The sequence below is a fragment of the Neorhizobium huautlense genome (assembly GCF_002968575.1).
GTDB lineage: Bacteria > Pseudomonadota > Alphaproteobacteria > Rhizobiales > Rhizobiaceae > Neorhizobium > Neorhizobium huautlense.
In genome coordinates this window covers 186,984-202,228 of record NZ_PVBM01000006.1, presented here as the reverse complement: position 1 = coordinate 202,228, position 15,245 = coordinate 186,984, and the positions used below count along the sequence as shown (strand labels likewise).

17 protein-coding genes are annotated in these 15,245 nt (G+C 61.4%); 10 read left to right on the top strand and 7 right to left on the bottom strand.

The features are described 5' to 3' along the window. Positions 1 to 35 precede the first annotated feature (35 nt). Complete coding sequence (locus tag C5L12_RS09530) at positions 36 to 1,040, top strand: NAD(P)H-quinone oxidoreductase (protein WP_105371794.1); 1,005 nt, start codon at positions 36 to 38, stop codon at positions 1,038 to 1,040. Positions 1,041 to 1,406: 366 nt separating this feature from the next. Here C5L12_RS09530 and C5L12_RS09525 read toward each other — a convergent pair whose 3' ends face one another. Beyond that, positions 1,407 to 2,387, bottom strand: a complete 981-nt coding sequence (locus C5L12_RS09525; RefSeq protein ID WP_105371793.1) for a nucleoside recognition protein — start codon at positions 2,385 to 2,387, stop codon at positions 1,407 to 1,409. A 119-nt stretch (positions 2,388 to 2,506) separates the two neighbouring features. Here C5L12_RS09525 and C5L12_RS09520 point away from each other — a divergent pair, with 119 nt between their 5' ends. The 4 genes from C5L12_RS09520 to C5L12_RS09505 all read left to right on the top strand — a co-directional run bounded on the left by C5L12_RS09520 (position 2,507) and on the right by C5L12_RS09505 (position 5,727). Continuing rightward, on the top strand, positions 2,507 to 2,959 hold the full coding sequence (locus tag C5L12_RS09520; RefSeq protein WP_105371792.1) for an Lrp/AsnC family transcriptional regulator: 453 nt from the start codon (positions 2,507 to 2,509) through the stop codon (positions 2,957 to 2,959). A gap of 134 nt (positions 2,960 to 3,093) precedes the next feature. Next, the gene (locus C5L12_RS09515; protein ID WP_105371859.1) at positions 3,094 to 4,161 is read left to right on the top strand and encodes an alpha/beta fold hydrolase; all 1,068 of its coding nucleotides are present in this window, start codon (positions 3,094 to 3,096) and stop codon (positions 4,159 to 4,161) included. Between the two features lie 165 nt (positions 4,162 to 4,326). Further along, positions 4,327 to 5,376 (top strand): class I SAM-dependent methyltransferase, encoded by a 1,050-nt coding sequence (locus C5L12_RS09510; RefSeq protein ID WP_105371791.1) that lies wholly within the window; start codon positions 4,327 to 4,329, stop codon positions 5,374 to 5,376. Between the two features lie 204 nt (positions 5,377 to 5,580). Next, positions 5,581 to 5,727: a DUF1127 domain-containing protein gene (locus C5L12_RS09505; RefSeq protein WP_105371790.1), complete on the top strand. Its 147-nt coding sequence runs from the start codon at positions 5,581 to 5,583 to the stop codon at positions 5,725 to 5,727. A gap of 72 nt (positions 5,728 to 5,799) precedes the next feature. Here C5L12_RS09505 and C5L12_RS09500 read toward each other — a convergent pair whose 3' ends face one another. Beyond that, a complete protein-coding gene (locus C5L12_RS09500; RefSeq protein WP_105371789.1) occupies positions 5,800 to 6,537 on the bottom strand; it encodes a DUF3750 domain-containing protein in 738 nt (245 codons plus the stop codon). A gap of 84 nt (positions 6,538 to 6,621) precedes the next feature. Here C5L12_RS09500 and C5L12_RS09495 point away from each other — a divergent pair, with 84 nt between their 5' ends. Continuing rightward, positions 6,622 to 7,629 carry an asparaginase gene (locus C5L12_RS09495; protein ID WP_105371788.1) on the top strand — a complete coding sequence of 336 codons (1,008 nt, stop codon included), beginning with the start codon at positions 6,622 to 6,624 and terminating at the stop codon, positions 7,627 to 7,629. Here C5L12_RS09495 and C5L12_RS09490 read toward each other — a convergent pair. Beyond that, the gene (locus tag C5L12_RS09490; protein ID WP_105371787.1) at positions 7,626 to 8,381 is read right to left on the bottom strand and encodes a DeoR/GlpR family DNA-binding transcription regulator; all 756 of its coding nucleotides are present in this window, start codon (positions 8,379 to 8,381) and stop codon (positions 7,626 to 7,628) included. The two genes, C5L12_RS09495 and C5L12_RS09490, sit on opposite strands and share 4 nt — an antisense overlap. A gap of 126 nt (positions 8,382 to 8,507) precedes the next feature. Here C5L12_RS09490 and C5L12_RS09485 point away from each other — a divergent pair, with 126 nt between their 5' ends. Together C5L12_RS09485 and C5L12_RS09480 are read left to right on the top strand one after the other, a co-directional pair. Then, a complete protein-coding gene (locus C5L12_RS09485) occupies positions 8,508 to 8,864 on the top strand; it encodes a DUF4406 domain-containing protein (protein WP_105371786.1) in 357 nt (118 codons plus the stop codon). Between the two features lie 69 nt (positions 8,865 to 8,933). Continuing rightward, positions 8,934 to 9,557, top strand: a complete 624-nt coding sequence (locus C5L12_RS09480) for a glutathione S-transferase family protein (RefSeq protein ID WP_105371785.1) — start codon at positions 8,934 to 8,936, stop codon at positions 9,555 to 9,557. A 1-nt stretch (position 9,558) separates the two neighbouring features. On the opposite strand, the gene C5L12_RS09475 is transcribed toward C5L12_RS09480, so the two are convergent. Further along, the gene (locus C5L12_RS09475) at positions 9,559 to 9,759 is read right to left on the bottom strand and encodes a hypothetical protein (protein ID WP_105371858.1); all 201 of its coding nucleotides are present in this window, start codon (positions 9,757 to 9,759) and stop codon (positions 9,559 to 9,561) included. A gap of 104 nt (positions 9,760 to 9,863) precedes the next feature. Between C5L12_RS09475 and C5L12_RS09470 the strand changes: the two genes are divergently transcribed. Continuing rightward, positions 9,864 to 10,760, top strand: a complete 897-nt coding sequence (locus C5L12_RS09470) for a LysR substrate-binding domain-containing protein (protein WP_105371784.1) — start codon at positions 9,864 to 9,866, stop codon at positions 10,758 to 10,760. A 6-nt stretch (positions 10,761 to 10,766) separates the two neighbouring features. Here the strand turns inward: C5L12_RS09470 and C5L12_RS09465 are convergent, their stop codons facing one another. Both C5L12_RS09465 and C5L12_RS09460 read right to left on the bottom strand, forming a co-directional pair. Further along, positions 10,767 to 11,414, bottom strand: coding sequence for a glutathione S-transferase family protein (locus C5L12_RS09465; protein ID WP_105371783.1), 648 nt, complete (start codon positions 11,412 to 11,414; stop codon positions 10,767 to 10,769). 103 nt (positions 11,415 to 11,517) lie between these two features. After that, positions 11,518 to 12,885: a TIGR03808 family TAT-translocated repetitive protein gene (locus C5L12_RS09460; RefSeq protein WP_105371782.1), complete on the bottom strand. Its 1,368-nt coding sequence runs from the start codon at positions 12,883 to 12,885 to the stop codon at positions 11,518 to 11,520. A 226-nt stretch (positions 12,886 to 13,111) separates the two neighbouring features. Between C5L12_RS09460 and C5L12_RS09455 the strand changes: the two genes are divergently transcribed. Further along, positions 13,112 to 14,629 carry a sensor domain-containing protein gene (locus tag C5L12_RS09455; RefSeq protein WP_105371781.1) on the top strand — a complete coding sequence of 506 codons (1,518 nt, stop codon included), beginning with the start codon at positions 13,112 to 13,114 and terminating at the stop codon, positions 14,627 to 14,629. Between the two features lie 21 nt (positions 14,630 to 14,650). Here the strand turns inward: C5L12_RS09455 and C5L12_RS09450 are convergent, their stop codons facing one another. After that, positions 14,651 to 15,190 carry a MarR family winged helix-turn-helix transcriptional regulator gene (locus tag C5L12_RS09450; RefSeq protein WP_105371780.1) on the bottom strand — a complete coding sequence of 180 codons (540 nt, stop codon included), beginning with the start codon at positions 15,188 to 15,190 and terminating at the stop codon, positions 14,651 to 14,653. Between the last annotated feature and the right edge of the window lie 55 nt (positions 15,191 to 15,245).

Genomic DNA, 15,245 nt, shown 5'->3' with positions numbered 1-15,245 from the left:
TAAGTCAGTGGCAAGCCACTGAGAGGAGTTCCGCCATGCCGCTTCCCGCGCAAATGCGTTTCGTCGATCTGCCGACTTTCGGCGGGCCTGAAGTGATGGTGCTTGCGACCGGACCTCTGCCGGCGGTGCGGCCCGGAGAGATCCTGGTGAGGGTAGGGGCGGCGGGCGTCAACCGGCCGGATGTAGCGCAGCGCAGCGGCAATTATCCGGCGCCGAAGGATGCCAGCCCCGTTCTTGGGCTGGAGATTGCCGGCGAAGTGGTCGCGCTGGGTGAAGGTGTGAGCGATTTCGGGATCGGCGACAAGGTTTGCGCGCTCGCAAATGGCGGCGGTTATGCGGAATTCTGCGCCGTGCCGGCCGGCCAAGCTTTGCCCTGGCCAAAGGGATATGACGCCGTCATGGCCGCAGCCCTCTGCGAGACCTTCTTTACCGTCTGGGCAAACCTTTTCCAGATGGCCGGCCTCACCGAAGGTGAAAGCGTGTTGATCCATGGCGGCACGAGCGGCATCGGCACCACGGCGATCCAGCTCGCCCGCGCTTTTGGCGCAACTGTGTACGCCACCGCGGGTTCGAAGGAAAAGTGCCAGGCCTGCGAAAGGCTCGGTGCCGTCAGGGGTATCGATTACAGAACCGAAGACTTTGCCGAGGTCGTCAAGGCGGAAACCGGCGGCAAGGGCGTCGACGTCGTCCTCGACATGATCGGCGCTGCCTATTTCGAAAAGAACCTTTCCGTGCTCGCCAAGGATGGTTGCCTGTCGATCATCGCTTTCCTCGGCGGCAATGTGGCAGAAAAGGTCAACCTCAGCCCGATCATGGTGAAGCGCCTGACGGTCACCGGCTCGACAATGCGGCCGCGAACGGCGGAAGAAAAGCGGGCGATTCGCGACGATCTCTCAGGACAGGTCTGGCCGCTGCTGGAGGCGGGGACGGTCGCGCCGGTCATCCACGCTGCCTTGCCGTTCGCAGACGTCGTAGAGGCGCACCGGCTGATGGAAAGCAGCAGCCATATCGGCAAGATCGTGTTGAACCTGGACGGCTGAGAGGGGCTCTCGACTGAAAGCTCGCGAATGATAGCGCCAGAAAATCGTTTGGCAACTCAATTATATACGCAATCGTTCACATAACTTGCCTTGCAGACTCAGGGCCTGGCCCCTACCTTCATCCCATCGTCAACGTAATGAAAGGAAGGTGATCCAATGTCTAATGAGATTTCGGTCTGCGTAACGGGCAATGGAAAGGTGATGGTTTTGACGGGGCAGCCCTCGGCCTGAACTTCATCTTCCTTCGGGCGGCTTACAAAGCGCCCGGGTTCGTTCAACCGGACCAAAACTCATGGAAGGGTCGCCAGCAGCGGCCCTTTTCCATTTCTGGGCGATAGAGGAACGTCCGCGGAGGCTTAATCCCCTCTAAAGACCTGCTGCCGTCTGGCAGTCCGCTCGCCGAAATGCCCATGCAAAAAAGCTTTGATCCGGAATTGACCGAACGACATAGGCAATCAGGGCGGTCGCAGAGATTGCGAAAACAATCCTTCCGACAAACACGCCTATGGCATCCGCGCCCAAAGCCATGACGATCAAAGTGTCTTCGATGATACTGTGGGCAAATCCCATGAAGACGCATGAGATAAAGACCTGGCGAGGCGAAACCTGGCCTGACCGCGCTTCGCGAATGAGCAGCCCGCCGCCATAGGAAATGCCCAGAAACAGGCCGACGGCGGTGAACTGCCCGGTTTCGGCATTTATTCCGGCGAGGCGCAGAAAGGGTGCGAGCGTTCTCATCAGCAAAGCCATGAGCCCGGACAATTTCAGGATCTCCAGTCCAAAGGCGAGCGCCGTCAGGATGAGGAACATGAAGACGAGCGCCTCGATCAGTCCTTTAAGGAATCCCCACCAGTCGGTCGAGGCGGATGTCGGGATCCAGGTCGGATCCAAGGTCTGCGATAGCCAGCCGGTTGCGGCAAGAAGATGGTGAAGCATGATGGCGTAGAGGATGCTGCCGGCGACGCGGATCAGCGTGGTAACGCCAAATCCCGGCCCGGCCTTTTGTATGATCTTCTGCTCGATCGGCAGACCATGCGCGAAAAGCAAAAGCGCGGAGAAAACGGTGATGTCCGCTACCGTCATCGCGGACGCCGGCACCAGCGCGAAGATCATTGGAATCGCTCCCCACAGACCGACGAGCATCCCTGTCAGCCAGGCCAGTCCCAGTTCCGGGGGCAAGCCGAAAACCTCCATGACCGGCGCCAAGGCAGGCGAAATGGCCTCGATCAGGCCGAGGCGTAACATCACTTCGGTCACGATCGTAACCGGCACGATGATACGAACGAGTTCCCAGTAGATCTGCAAAGTTTCCCTGGTCTTTTGGAAGGTGAATTCGAGCGCTGACATGACTCTTTCCCGATGCTGCGATGACCATCGTGTAAACCGGAGCCGTTCGCATTTGCGGTCAAATATTGCGCTGTTATGCAATTTTATTGCATTCTTCTCGCGCCCCCTTGGAGAAGCGTATGGACCGGATCGACAGGAAACTCCTCAATCTTCTGCAGCGCGATGCATCGCGAACGAACGCGGATATGGCCGACGAGGTCTGGCTCTCACCGTCGAGCTGCCTGCGCCGCATTCGGCGGCTGCGCCAGACGGGCGTCATCGATAGGGTTGTCGCAATCCTCAATCCCGCCCGCGCCGGGCGTGCGTTGAAAGCAATGGTGACGGTCGAATTGAAGCTGCACGGCGAGCAGCAGATGCGCCAGTTTTTCGATCGGGCAACCAGAGAGGATGCGGTGGCGCAGGCTTATGCGGTAACGGGGGAGGTTGACGTCGTCCTGATGCTGCATCTTCGCGATATGGAGGAATATGATGCGCTTTGTGATCGTCTCTTTCGGGACGAGACAAATGTGGCAAGGTTCTTCACGATGATGATCATTCGTACTGCAAAGAATGAAACCGCAATTCCTTTGTAGCCCGGGCAGAGGTGGGGTTATCCGGCCGACAAGGCTCATCGTTTCGATCTAGACTGTCCGCCACAGGGCACCGTTTCGATCTGGCTCGGGAGATGGGCCTGTTCCGCACCTTTGCGCTGCGATATTCTCGGCCCATGAAGCTCAGCCAGACCATAAGGTTCTGTACCTCGGCGGATGGCACGCGGATCGCCGTCGCGTCATGTGGGAAGGGGCAGGTGATCCTGCGCGCCGCGCACTGGTTAAGCCATGTCGATTACGATCTCGAAAGCCCGGTGTGGCGGCCCTGGGTCCAGGCGCTTTCGGCCAACAACCGGTTTGTGCGTTACGACCCGCGTGGTTGCGGCCTCTCGGACCGTCATGTCGCCGACCTCTCGATCGAAACCTGGCACGCTGATCTGGACGCCGTTGCGGCCTCGATCGATGATCCGCGCTTTGTCCTCCTCGGTCTTTCGCAGGGCGGCGCCCTTGCGATCGCCTATGCCCGGCGGCATCCCGAACGCGTATCGCATCTGGTGCTGCTGAATGCCTACGCTCAGGGCGCAAGGACCAGGGCTCAGAGCGACGCTGAGCGACTTGAAGCCGAAACCCTTGTCAATTTTATCCGCATCGGCTGGGGACGCGACAACCCGGCGTTCTGTCAGTTCTTCACCAATCTCTTCATCCCTGACGGAACGCCCGAACAGCATCGCTGGTGGGGCGACCTCGAGCGGGTAACGGCAACGGCCGAGGTCGCCGCGGAGCTGCTTTGGCAGATGCAAGGGATCGATGTGCTGGATCTTGCGGCGACGCTTCGCGTCCCGACGCTGATCGCCCATAGCCGTGGCGACTTACGCGTTCCGTTCGATCAGGGCTGCAAACTCGCAACCGCGATCCCGGATGCACGCTTCGTGCCGCTTGAGAGCAAGAACCATGTGCTGTTGCCGGACGAGCCGGCCTGGGCCGTGTTTCGGGCCGAACTTGCAGCCTTCCTCGGACAGGACCGCCCCGTGCGGCCGCGCGCCATTCGCGAGGCTGGGCTGACACCGGCCGAGGCGGCGCTCCTCGACCTCGTTTCAGAAGGGCTAGACAACCATGCGATCGCGGAACGCCTCGGCAAGAGCGAAAAGACCGTGCGCAACCAGCTGTCGGTGATCTTCAGCAAACTTGGGGTGCACAACCGCTCCCAGGCGATCGTCATAGCACTGTCCGGTTCGTCCGGCTGATCGAGGGTTGCCGTCGCTACCCGGCGCCGACGGGACATCTGTCCCTGCAAGCCGGGAACTTTCCAGCCGGCAAGGGACAGCCGCCTCATGCCCGCCGTCGCGGCGGGGCGCATCCTCCGGCCACGGGCAGCAGGACGCCGCTCGAAAACCGGGAGGGAATTCGACATGACAGAACTCAACGAAACCACGCTGAATGAACTCGTGGGCCGCGTCCTTGGCGACCTTGGCGGAGCAGTCAGCGTGCCGCTGGTGCGGATCGGCGATGCGCTCGGTCTCTACAAGACGCTCAAGGAGATCGGGCCGGCGAAACCCGACGAGCTTGCCGAGGCTGCCGGTTGTGCGCCTCGCTACGTGCGCGAATGGCTGGGGGCGCAAACAGCCTCGGGCTATGTGCATCACGAGCGCGGGCGGTTCTCGCTGACGCCTGAGCAGTCGTTGGTGTTTGCAGAACCGGACAGTCCGGTCAACCTGATCGGCGCTTTCGATACCGCCGCCGCCATGGTGGAGAACCAGCCGAAGGTGCAGTCCGCCTTCAAGACCGGCCGGGGCGTCGCCTGGGGCGATCAGGCCAGTTGCATGTTCTGTGCCGTGGCGCGGCTGTTCCGGCCGGGATATATCAATGCCCTGGTGCAGGACTGGCTGCCGGCGCTGAACGGCGTGATCGACAAGCTCGAAGCGGGTGCGACGGTCGCCGACGTCGGATGCGGCCATGGGCTGTCGACGATTCTGATGGCGCAGGCATTTCCCCGCTCGCAGTTTACGGGCTACGACTTCCATCCGGGCTCGATTGCTGCTGCGACCGCCCATGCGCGGGCGCACGGGTTGGCGAACCTGCACTTCGAGGTCGCGAGGGCCCAGGACTTCGAAGGGCGCGACTTCGATCTGATCACCTGCTTCGACTGCCTGCACGACATGGGCGACCCGGAGGCTGCGGCGATTCATATCCGTAAGGCCCTCAAGGAGGGCGGGACGTGGATGGTCGTTGAGCCTGCCGCCGGAGACACGCTTGAGGAAAACCTCAATCCGGTGGGCCGGCTCTACTACTCCGCCTCGACGATGATCTGCGTCCCCACCTCGCTGGCCCAGGAGACCGGACTGGCACTTGGCGCTCAAGCGGGCGAACGCCGGTTGACCGAGGTGATCCGGTCGGGCGGCTTCACGCATGTCCGGCGGGCCGCTCAAACGCCGCTCAACATGGTGCTTGAAGCGACCTGAGACGAGATGGGGCGCCCGCCTTCGATTATGGAAAGGCGGGTGCTTCATCCCGATCTGAGGACCCATGCGCAAAACGCATGGGTGACGTGTCAAGTGTGCGCTTTCAGTTCAACCGGGGAGGGCCTATATAACAGCCATCGAAGCAAACGAAAGCGCCAAGGACTGGCGCTCAAGCTTCGAAAATCCCAGGAAAGGGGAACCATCATGAACGTCGCACGCACTCTCAACAATTGGCGCAAGTACCGTCAGACGGTTGCCGAACTGGGCCGTATGACCCCGCGCGAACTCAACGACCTCGGCATCGCACAGAGCGATATCCGCCGCGTTGCTCGCCAAGCCGTCGGCTTCTGATCGCCATCTGACTGCATGTATGTCAAACGCCCGCTCGACCGCGGGCGTTTTGCATGTTGCGCATAGCTGTCTTCAAATTCCGATACGCCCGAGGGCCGGCACCTTGATGCCCGGCCGCGAGAAATCCAGCCCCGCCACCAATCCCAGAAAGTGCACTTCCAAACCGCTGCGCACACCGGCGGAAAAGCCGACGAGACCGCGCAGCGTGACATGCAGGTCCCGCCAGTCATCGTCGAGATGGACGAATTCCCCGTCCGGGAGATAGTCGCGGCCGACCGCATGCGGCGGTAATACCGCGCCGAGTTCCGGTACCGTTCGCAGCACATAGGCGACAAAGGTGTTGGAGTTCGGCCCTGGCCAGATCGTGTAGCCTCCCGGCTCCGCATAGGGATAGGCGGCAATCGCACCCTCGATCTTCGGAATCAGCAGTTCCGCTTTCGCGCCTTTGACCGAGGCCACGAGCTGTGGCGCGTTAGAATACCAGTAGGCGTCCGCTGGCCGGTGGTTTTTGCGGATCGGCGAGCCCCAGCCCACCTTGTCGTAGCGGGTATAGGTTTTCGCGCCCTTCGCCTTGGTGACGATCCAGGCATGGCTTGCGACGGCACCCTTCAATCCGCCGGTCATGGCGGAAAACACGTAGATCGCCGCGTCTTCGCTCAAGCCCGCCTCCGGCAATATGCCCGCCGACGACCATCTCGCCTCGCTCCAGCGGGCCGGCCTTTCCTTGATCGCCCACAAGCCCCCCGAGGCGAAGGTCGGCAGCAGGTAGACGATGAAGATGATCAGAAACAACCGTTTAACGGATTTCATGCTAAGCGCCCCGTGCAAGACCCGCCGGACTGGTTTATGAGCCGGTGATATGGATCATTGAAAACAGCAATTTCAGGACAGGCCATGCAAAACCCCGTTACCGTCGAAGTTACCAGAGGCAACCTGGTCGAAAGCCGCCACCGTGGCCTCGGCGTGGTCGTGGATGGGGAGGGCAAGATCCTCTTTTCCTTCGGAGATGCGGATGCGGGTGTCTTTCCGCGCTCGGCCTGCAAGGCGATGCAGGCTCTGCCTCTCATCGAAAGCGGCGCGGCGGACGCTTACGGCTTCGGCAATGTCGAGCTGGCGCTTGCCTGTTCTTCCCATTCGGGCGAGGACGCCCATGTGGCGACCGCTGCCGCCATGCTTGCCAAAGCCGGCCGGGATCACTCCGCCCTGGAATGCGGCGCGCACTGGGCATTCGACCAGAATGTGCTGATCCACCAGGCTCGCTCGCTCGACAAGCCGAGCGCGCTCCACAACAATTGTTCTGGAAAGCATTCCGGTTTTGTCTGCACCTGCGTCCACGCCGGCACGGACGTGAAGGGTTATGTCGGCTACGATCATCCGCTGCAGCGGGAGATCCGCAACGTCATGGAAAGCCTGACCGGCACCGTGCTCGGTCACGACAATTGCGGCATCGACGGCTGTTCGATCCCGAGCTATGCGGTGCCGCTGAAGGGGCTCGCCCACGGTTTTGCAAAGATGACGACGGGCGCCGCGCTCTCGGTCGAACGAGCCAGGGCGTCGCGCCGTCTGATCGAAGCCTGTATGGCCGAGCCGTTCTATGTCGCCGGCACCGGCCGGGCCTGCACCAAGCTGATGCAGGTCGCGCCCGGCAGGATCTTCGCAAAGACCGGTGCAGAAGGTGTGTTCGTTGCGGCCCTGCCGGAGCACGGGATCGCCATGGCGGTCAAATGCGAGGACGGCACGACGCGCGCCGCCGAGGCCATGATCTTTGCTTTGGTCTCCCGCTATTTCGAAAAGGGCGGCGAGGTCGAGACCAAGCTGCTGGCGATGGCGAACAAATCCATGAGCAACTGGAACGGCATGCATGTCGGCGACATCCGCGTCACCGATGCGCTGTTCGCCTAAGCTTCGATGATGTTGACGCCCTGCGCGCGATAGGGCGCCAGGCGCTCCTCCTGGATCCCCTTTTCCACGATCATGCCCGCGAGATCGGAGACTGGCATGATCGTGCAGGGTGAGGAGGCGTCGAGCTTTTCCGCGGTGATCAGGACGTAGGTTTCCGCGGACGAGGCGGCGATGTGCCGCTTGATCGCAGCCTCTTCGAAATCGCCCGTCGAAAGGCCGCGCGCCGGATGGACGGCGGTGGCTCCGAGGAAGAAGATGTCCGGCCGCAGTTGCGTGATCTGCGCCATCGCCGCAGCACCCGTTGCGACCATGGAATGTTTGTAGAGCCGGCCTCCGATCAGGATCACTTCCGCCGACGGATGATGTTCGAGATCGGCTGCGATCGTCGGGCTGTGGGTGGCGACGGTGAAGGGGATGTTGCGTGGGAGAGCCCGCGCAATTTCTGCAGTCGACGTGCCGCCATCGAGAAAGACCATCTGGCCTTGTCGCACCAATCCGGCCGCCCGGACCCCGAGCCGTTGCTTCACGTCGGATGAGACCGTTCGCCGGGCAGAAAAATCCGGCAGGTCCGGCGATACCGGCATGGCGCCGCCATGCACGCGCCGGAGCAGGCCTTCGGCCGCCATTTCCCTCAGATCGCGGCGGATCGTATCCTCCGACAGTGAGAATTCTTCCGCTGCCCGTTTGGCGACGACCTGCCCCTCCCGGCGCAGCATGTCGAGGATGAGGCTTTTGCGTTGGCTGGTCAGCATGGTTCTTGACTCTGCACGATATTGCATGAATAAGCGCAAGAATGCCTGATTGTGGGCAAAAAGTAAAGCTCATCAGGCAATTTCGTGCAGTTCCGCGATGCGAGCGGATAAGGTGGAGAAACGAAGATGTTGATTTTGATTGCCGGCCCCTACCGTTCTGGAACGGGTGACGATCCGGCAAAGATGGCGGAGAATCTGAAGCGGCTGGAAGCCCCGTCCTACGCCCTGTTCCAGGCGGGTCACCTGCCGATGATCGGCGAATGGGTGGCGCTACCGGTCTGGCATGCAGCGGGCGGTAAGCGGGTGGGCGATGATCTCTACGAGGAGATTTTCCACCCGACGGCGGGACGCCTGCTGCAGCTTTGCGAGGGCGTGCTGCGTCTGCCGGGCGAATCCAAGGGTGCCGACAACGACGTGCGGATCGCGACAGAGCGGGGGATTCCCGTCTGGTACCGGCTGGAAGACGTTCCGGGCGTGATCTGACCTTTCCGTCAGGTCGGGGCGTGCTAAAAGGGCATCCTCAAACGTAGGATGCCCCCAACGGAGGATGCCATGTACACGCTCTATGTCGCTCCCGGCACCTGTGCGCTCGCAAGCCATATCGCCCTTGCCGAATCCGGCCTGCCCTATGAGGTCAAGCGGATAAGGTTTGCCGAAAACGAGCAGCGCTCCGAGGCCTATCTGAAGATCAATCCGAAGGGGCGCGTGCCGGCGCTGGTCACGGACAAGGGGGTGCTGACCGAAACCGTTGCGATCCTCGCCTTCATCGCGCAGATTGTGCCGGAGGCCGGATTGGCCCCGCTCGACGATCCGTTCCTGTTTGCCCGCATGCAGGCCTTCAACGCCTATCTCTCCTCGACCGTTCACGTCGCCCATGCGCACGGGCGGCGCAGCGCCCGCTGGGCCGATGAACCGTCCTCGCATGCCGACATGCTGCGCAAGGTTCCGCAGACCATGGCGGAGTGCTTCCGCCTGATCGAGAACGACTTTCTTGCCGGCCCCTATGTGCTGGGCGAGCAGTATTCGGTCGCCGATCCCTATCTTTTCACGATAGCCGGCTGGCTTGAGGGCGATAAGGTCGATATCGCCGAATTTCCGCGCGTCCAGAGGCATTTCGAGCGGATAAAGGCGCGGCCTGCCGTTCAGAAGGCGCTGGCGGAAGAAACTGCGGCCTAGTTCAGGCGCATTTGGCCAATTGCGGTCTCTCAGTTGCCGGTTCGGCGTGATAGGTCCCAGGGAAGGGCAGGTCCGCAAGCTGCCTGAGATCCATGGTCTGGATATCCGGGTGGCGGAGCGGGTCGCAGGTCTGCGTCTCCGCAAACGCTTCTGTCGTTTCCAACCAGGTCCTCAGCTTCAAGAAAATCTTCAGGGGTGTCATGATCGTCACCTTTCGCAAATTTGTAATCATTTGCAGGTGGAGTATCCTCGCCGCAGGCATGGCTTGCAATTGAGTTCTTAAACCAAGCGATATAGAAAATCTATATGAAGAACCTGAACCTCATGCATCTGAACGGATTGAGGGCTCTGGAAGCGGTCGGCCGCCTCGGCTCGTTGCAGGCGGCTGCGGAAGAGCTAGGCGTTTCGATCGGTGCCGTCAGCCAGCAGGTCATCAAGGCCGAAGCGCAGCTGGGCCAGCCGGTGTTTCAGCGCCTGCCGAGGGGCATGGTGGCGGTGGACGGGGCACGCCCCATGCTCGCCCGCCTGACGGACGGGTTTCACTCCTTGTCAGAGGCGGTCGGGCTCGGGAGGCGGCGAGACGATACGCTGCTGACGATCTCGGTTGCGCCGGTCTTTGCGGCCCGTTTCCTGGTCCATCGGCTCGACCGGTTCTCCACGCTGCATCCGGATATCCGTCTTCGAATTGATGCCACCACAAGACTTGCTGACCTCGGCACCGACGATATCGATCTCGCCATCCGCGTCGGGCCCGGCACCTGGCCCGGTGTCGATGCCGAGCTCTTGATCGAGCAGACGGTGTTTCCGGTCTGTGCGCCGGCATTGGCCGAGAGACTGAAAGAGCCGCGGGATATCCTGCAATTGCCGGCAATCATCGACGGCCCCTCGATGTTTTCCTGGGACATATGGCTGAAGGAGGCCGGGCTTGACGGGTCAAGCATGGCCACCCGCCACGTCTTCAACGATGCTTCGCTTTGCCTCGACGCGACGATTGCGGGGCAGGGCGTCATGCTCGCCTGGCATACGCTTGCCACCTACGCGCTGGAGCAGGGCCGGCTGGTCGAGCCTTTTTCCGTGCGCGCCCGCACTGGCATGGGGCACTATCTCGTCACCCGCGCCGGCGCACGATTGCCGGCGAAGGTGAAGGCGTTCAGGGCGTGGCTGAAGAACGAACTGCCGTCCCCCTTGGAAACGCAAGGATGATTGGTCTTACGCCGGTTCGGCGAGACGCTTCTCCCACATTGCCTTGAAGGCCGGGCGGGCCTGGCACGTTTCAAGCCACCTCTTCAGCGCAGGGCGGCTGTCGAAGAGCGCCGAGTGTCCCTGGGCATAGCGAACGATTTCCGCGACATTGATGTCGGCCACGGTGAATCGGCCGCCCACCATATGGCTGTTTTGGGAGAAGTGCTTTTCCAGCACATCGAGCGGCCGCTTGAGCTGGCGGGCTGCGACCTCGATCTCCGATTTGCCGTCGTTTGTATCCGCTTTCGTTTGCTGGATTTTGAGCGCCGGTGTCTCGATGCTGGTGGCGGCGAAAAGCGACCACTGGATCATCAGCGCCTCTTCATTGATGTCCTTCGGACCGATATCCCCGCCGTATTTGCGGGCGAGATAGAGTGAAATCGCGAGCGATTCATGCAGCACGAAACCGTCATCATCCATGGAAGGGATTGAGCCCATCGGGTTGAGGCCCAGGAAATCGGCCGAGAGCGTGTTGACCGGCGCCTCCGAGGCCATCGGCTCCGGCAGGCGGTAGGCCTGGATCACCGGCACATGCTCGAACGGGATGCCCAGTTCCTCGACAAGCCAGAGCGGGCGGGTGGCCCGCGAGCGATAGACCCCATAGATTTTCAGCATGATCGTCCCTCTTTGAAATGTCGGCGCAAGCTATGGCGCGCTTGCGAAAAACAAAAGATCAATCCGCGTTGGACAGTCATGAAAGTTTTAGATCGATGGAAATTCAGAGGATCCTGTTTCCCTCGATCGTCAGATGTTTAAATCCAGTATTACCGCCACGACCGAGTTCGGCTGTGGCGGCTTGTTTCCAGCGATGACCGACCACCGCCCCGTCCCTGACCTGTTCGAAGAGATTGCCGGCGATCAGGGCGTTGCCCGCGCCCTCGACGACGGTCACGGCGCAGCCGACCTTCGCCTGCCGCACGATGTTGCCGCTGGCGAGCACGTTGCGCAGGTAAGGGCCGAAACCGATCGCCAATCCCCACAGCGGGACATTCTCGATGACATTGCCGGTCATGGCCGTATCCGCCTCGGCGCTGATGCCGACGCCGAAGATCGCCTCGTCCAGTACATAGGGACCAATGGGTTTGAGATTACGGACGATGTTGCCGGCGATGGTTGCCAGTCGGCCGCCCTCATTGAAATTCACGACGGAGATGCCGTTTGCCGCACCGTCGACGACATTGCCCGAAATCATCGCGCCTTCGAAGGCGAACTCGGCATAGATGGCAGTCTCTCCGGAGCCGAAGCACTGATTGTTGACGATCTGCGCATTCGAGGCGCTATTGGCGCGTATGGCGGAGAAGGCGGACTCCGAGATGTGGTTGCCCGCCACCATCACGTTGTCAGCGCGAAAGAGATTGATGGCATTACCATATTGCCCGGTGCCGCCATTGGTGGCGCCGATCCGGTAGAGACGGTTGCCGGTGACCATGGTTCCGTCTTTGCCCTTGTTCCAGCGGTGGATCAGGATGCCGCCGTTGCCGCAGTCGAAGATCGTATTGCCGGTGACCGAAAGGCCGCTGCTTTCGACTGCGAAAAGACCGTATTCCGCAGCGCCCGAGATACGACATCTTTCGATCCTGCCGCCGGAACGTTCGAGATAGATGGCCGTCTTGCCTGATCCGATGATCTCACAACTGTCTATGATCGCGTTTTCGACACCGGTCAGCCGAACGAGCGCCGGGCTCTGGTCGTCGAGCCGGCCGTTCGCACCGTCGATGACGATATTGGAAAGTTCGATCCGCCGCGCGCCGTCGCTCCTGATGAGATACCCTCCGCCCGAATAGACGAGGCGGGATGCACCGGCCATGCCGGCGATGCGGGTGCCATCGGGCAGATCGAGATTGGAGACCTGGTAGTCTCCGGGTGGCAGGAAGACCGCCATGTTCTGGCGGGCCGCCGTGGCGATGATCTCGTTGAGCTTGCGGCTCTGCCTGTCGCCGCCACCTGGCGTGATGCCATGCTTGCTGACATCGATCGAACCACGCAGGTCGACGGGCGACAGGCCCGACGAATTTGCGAAGGTTTTTGGCGCCATTCCGGCGCTGGCTGCGCCTATCAAGGTCAATGCCGCGCGTCTTGAAATCATCCGGCGTGCTCCCCGTCGTTAGCAAAGCATTTGCCATGCGCGTTCTTTGCATAGATTTACTACGAAATAGACTTGGAAGAGTGGGGCGAAAAGGCTTTTTTAGAGGCTTAAAGAATGGCAATTTCATAATGTTCTTAAGCACCGCTAAGGATTTTCCCGCCATTCTGTACCGCAGTGGGGCGTTGGGTCTTGTGCATTTTGAAGCGGATTGAAAGGAGATACAGGGATGGTGGGAACCCTGTTGCATAGCGTCGCTGGGAGCGACGCGGCCGATCCGCTCGATGAACTCTGCAGCCGCCTCCTGCGTATTTCTACCGACAGCGATATCGATTTGGACGTTGCCTTGGTGACCCGCGAGCTCGAGACGCGCACCCTGCTCGACCAACTGCCAGAATTCATCTACGTGAAAGACCGCCGTAGCCGCTTCGTTTTTGCCAATGCCGCGGCCGGTCGCAACAGCAGGTTTCACGACGGCTCTGACCTCATCGGCAAGACCGATTTCGACATCCTGGATCATGGGACCGCCCGTGAGCTCTTTGCGATCGAGCAGGAGGTGATGTCCACTGGCACGCCGGTGGAAGGGCGCGAGGAGCGCATCACGCTGCCGGACGGCCGGCTATTGTGGCTCACTACCTCGAAGATGCCGCTACGCAACGCGGATGGATATATCGTCGGCCTTGTCGGCATTTCCAGGGACATCACCGAGCGCAAACGTCAGGACGATCGCCGGCATGGCCATGCGCGCCTCCTGGAAATGATCGCCCGCGGCCAGCCGCTGCGGGCGGTGCTGGACGCGTTGGTCCGCACCGTCGAGGAGGAACTCGACGGCGTCACCGCCTCGGTCCTTCTTCTGGAGGAAGGAACGGACCGGCTGCGGCACGGCGCGGCGACAAATCTGCCGCCCGCCTATACCAAACTCATCGACGGCATTCAGATCGGACCGAAGGTCGGCTCCTGCGGCACCGCCGCCTGGAGACGCGCCCCTGTGGTGGTCAAGGATGTGATGACCGATCCGCTGTGGGAGGATTATCGCGAGCTTGCGAAGGCATTTTCCCTGGGTTCCTGCTGGTCGACGCCGATCATGGCCCCCGACGGCGTCGTCCTCGGCACTTTCGGACTTTATTCAGAGGCCGGCCGCGAACCGACGGAACTCGAGTGGGAGTTGACGGCCATGGCGACCGATATCGCCGGCATCGCCATCGAGCGCGCCCGCAACGAAGACCGTATCCGGCATATGGCGCACCATGATCCGCTGACCGGCCTGCCGAACCGGACGCTGTTCTGGACGCAGTTCGGCCGTGCATTGCATGAGGCGCGTCGGGAAAACCGCAAGGTCACCGTCGCCTATATCGACCTCGACAATTTCAAGCAGATCAACGATACGCTCGGTCATGCCGCCGGCGACGAAGTTCTGAAGACCTTGTCATCCCGCATGGCCCGCTGCATCAGGGCGAGCGACCTCCTGGTCCGTCTCGGCGGCGACGAATTTGCGATCGTCTTCAGCAATCCAAATCACGATGATCTCGGCGTGCTGCGCCGCCTGCAGGAACTGCGGGCCGGGATTTCCCGGCCATTCTTCATCGAAGAGCACTCCGTGGTTGCGACCTGCAGCATGGGCGTCGCCTTCTTCCCGCAGGACGGCGATACGCCGGAGGCTCTGCTCGCCCGTGCGGACCGCGCCATGTACGAAGCCAAGGACATGGGCCGCGACAAACTGCGCGTAGCCGGCGGCGAGGGAATTTAGCCTCCGCCACCGTGGTGCGGATTATTCGGCACTCGTAGTCGCCGTGGGATCGCGAACCCTCTCCGCCGCCATATAGATCGCTTCGAAACCGGAAACGAACTTCTCGAAAAGGACGGAAAATGCGTTGATCTCGTCGTCCGGCCAGCCTTTGAGCACATGGGCGAGAAGCGAGCGCTTGACGGAGCGGATTTCCGCAAAAAGACTTTCCCCCAGTTCCGTCGCCACCAGCAGCGAACGTCGCCCGTCGGCCTGCGAGGCGTCGCGGCGCAGGATGCCGCGGGCGACGAGGTCTGCGACCAGCCGGCTGCCGCGAGAGGGGTCGATGCGCATGGCTTCAGCGATCGCTCCCACTGTCGCTTCCCCCTCTATGCGGCGGATCACGTCCAGCACGTCGAGATGGGAGATTTCCAGACCGGGAACGATCCGGGCGATAGCTGTTCGCCCGATGATCCGCCGGCCGATCAGGAGACGCATGCGCGCAAGCGTTTCGCCGATACGTGCCACGTCCTCGGGTGATGGAGAGGCCGCAATGTCCTGTCTTTGGTCGTTTTGGGTCGTCATTGCCTGAAGATATCAGAGCGTTTTCGTCCGGCCAATAGTTCCTTGCTGTTTACAT

Coding starts and splice junctions, on each gene's coding strand:
- C5L12_RS09530 (WP_105371794.1), top strand. CDS start 36: ATGCCGCTTCCCGCGCAAATGCGTTTCGTCGATCTGCCGACTTTCGGC.
- C5L12_RS09525 (WP_105371793.1), bottom strand. CDS start 2,387: ATGTCAGCGCTCGAATTCACCTTCCAAAAGACCAGGGAAACTTTGCAG.
- C5L12_RS09520 (WP_105371792.1), top strand. CDS start 2,507: ATGGACCGGATCGACAGGAAACTCCTCAATCTTCTGCAGCGCGATGCA.
- C5L12_RS09515 (WP_105371859.1), top strand. CDS start 3,094: ATGAAGCTCAGCCAGACCATAAGGTTCTGTACCTCGGCGGATGGCACG.
- C5L12_RS09510 (WP_105371791.1), top strand. CDS start 4,327: ATGACAGAACTCAACGAAACCACGCTGAATGAACTCGTGGGCCGCGTC.
- C5L12_RS09505 (WP_105371790.1), top strand. CDS start 5,581: ATGAACGTCGCACGCACTCTCAACAATTGGCGCAAGTACCGTCAGACG.
- C5L12_RS09500 (WP_105371789.1), bottom strand. CDS start 6,537: ATGAAATCCGTTAAACGGTTGTTTCTGATCATCTTCATCGTCTACCTG.
- C5L12_RS09495 (WP_105371788.1), top strand. CDS start 6,622: ATGCAAAACCCCGTTACCGTCGAAGTTACCAGAGGCAACCTGGTCGAA.
- C5L12_RS09490 (WP_105371787.1), bottom strand. CDS start 8,381: ATGCTGACCAGCCAACGCAAAAGCCTCATCCTCGACATGCTGCGCCGG.
- C5L12_RS09485 (WP_105371786.1), top strand. CDS start 8,508: ATGTTGATTTTGATTGCCGGCCCCTACCGTTCTGGAACGGGTGACGAT.
- C5L12_RS09480 (WP_105371785.1), top strand. CDS start 8,934: ATGTACACGCTCTATGTCGCTCCCGGCACCTGTGCGCTCGCAAGCCAT.
- C5L12_RS09475 (WP_105371858.1), bottom strand. CDS start 9,759: ATGACACCCCTGAAGATTTTCTTGAAGCTGAGGACCTGGTTGGAAACG.
- C5L12_RS09470 (WP_105371784.1), top strand. CDS start 9,864: ATGAAGAACCTGAACCTCATGCATCTGAACGGATTGAGGGCTCTGGAA.
- C5L12_RS09465 (WP_105371783.1), bottom strand. CDS start 11,414: ATGCTGAAAATCTATGGGGTCTATCGCTCGCGGGCCACCCGCCCGCTC.
- C5L12_RS09460 (WP_105371782.1), bottom strand. CDS start 12,885: ATGATTTCAAGACGCGCGGCATTGACCTTGATAGGCGCAGCCAGCGCC.
- C5L12_RS09455 (WP_105371781.1), top strand. CDS start 13,112: ATGGTGGGAACCCTGTTGCATAGCGTCGCTGGGAGCGACGCGGCCGAT.
- C5L12_RS09450 (WP_105371780.1), bottom strand. CDS start 15,190: ATGACGACCCAAAACGACCAAAGACAGGACATTGCGGCCTCTCCATCA.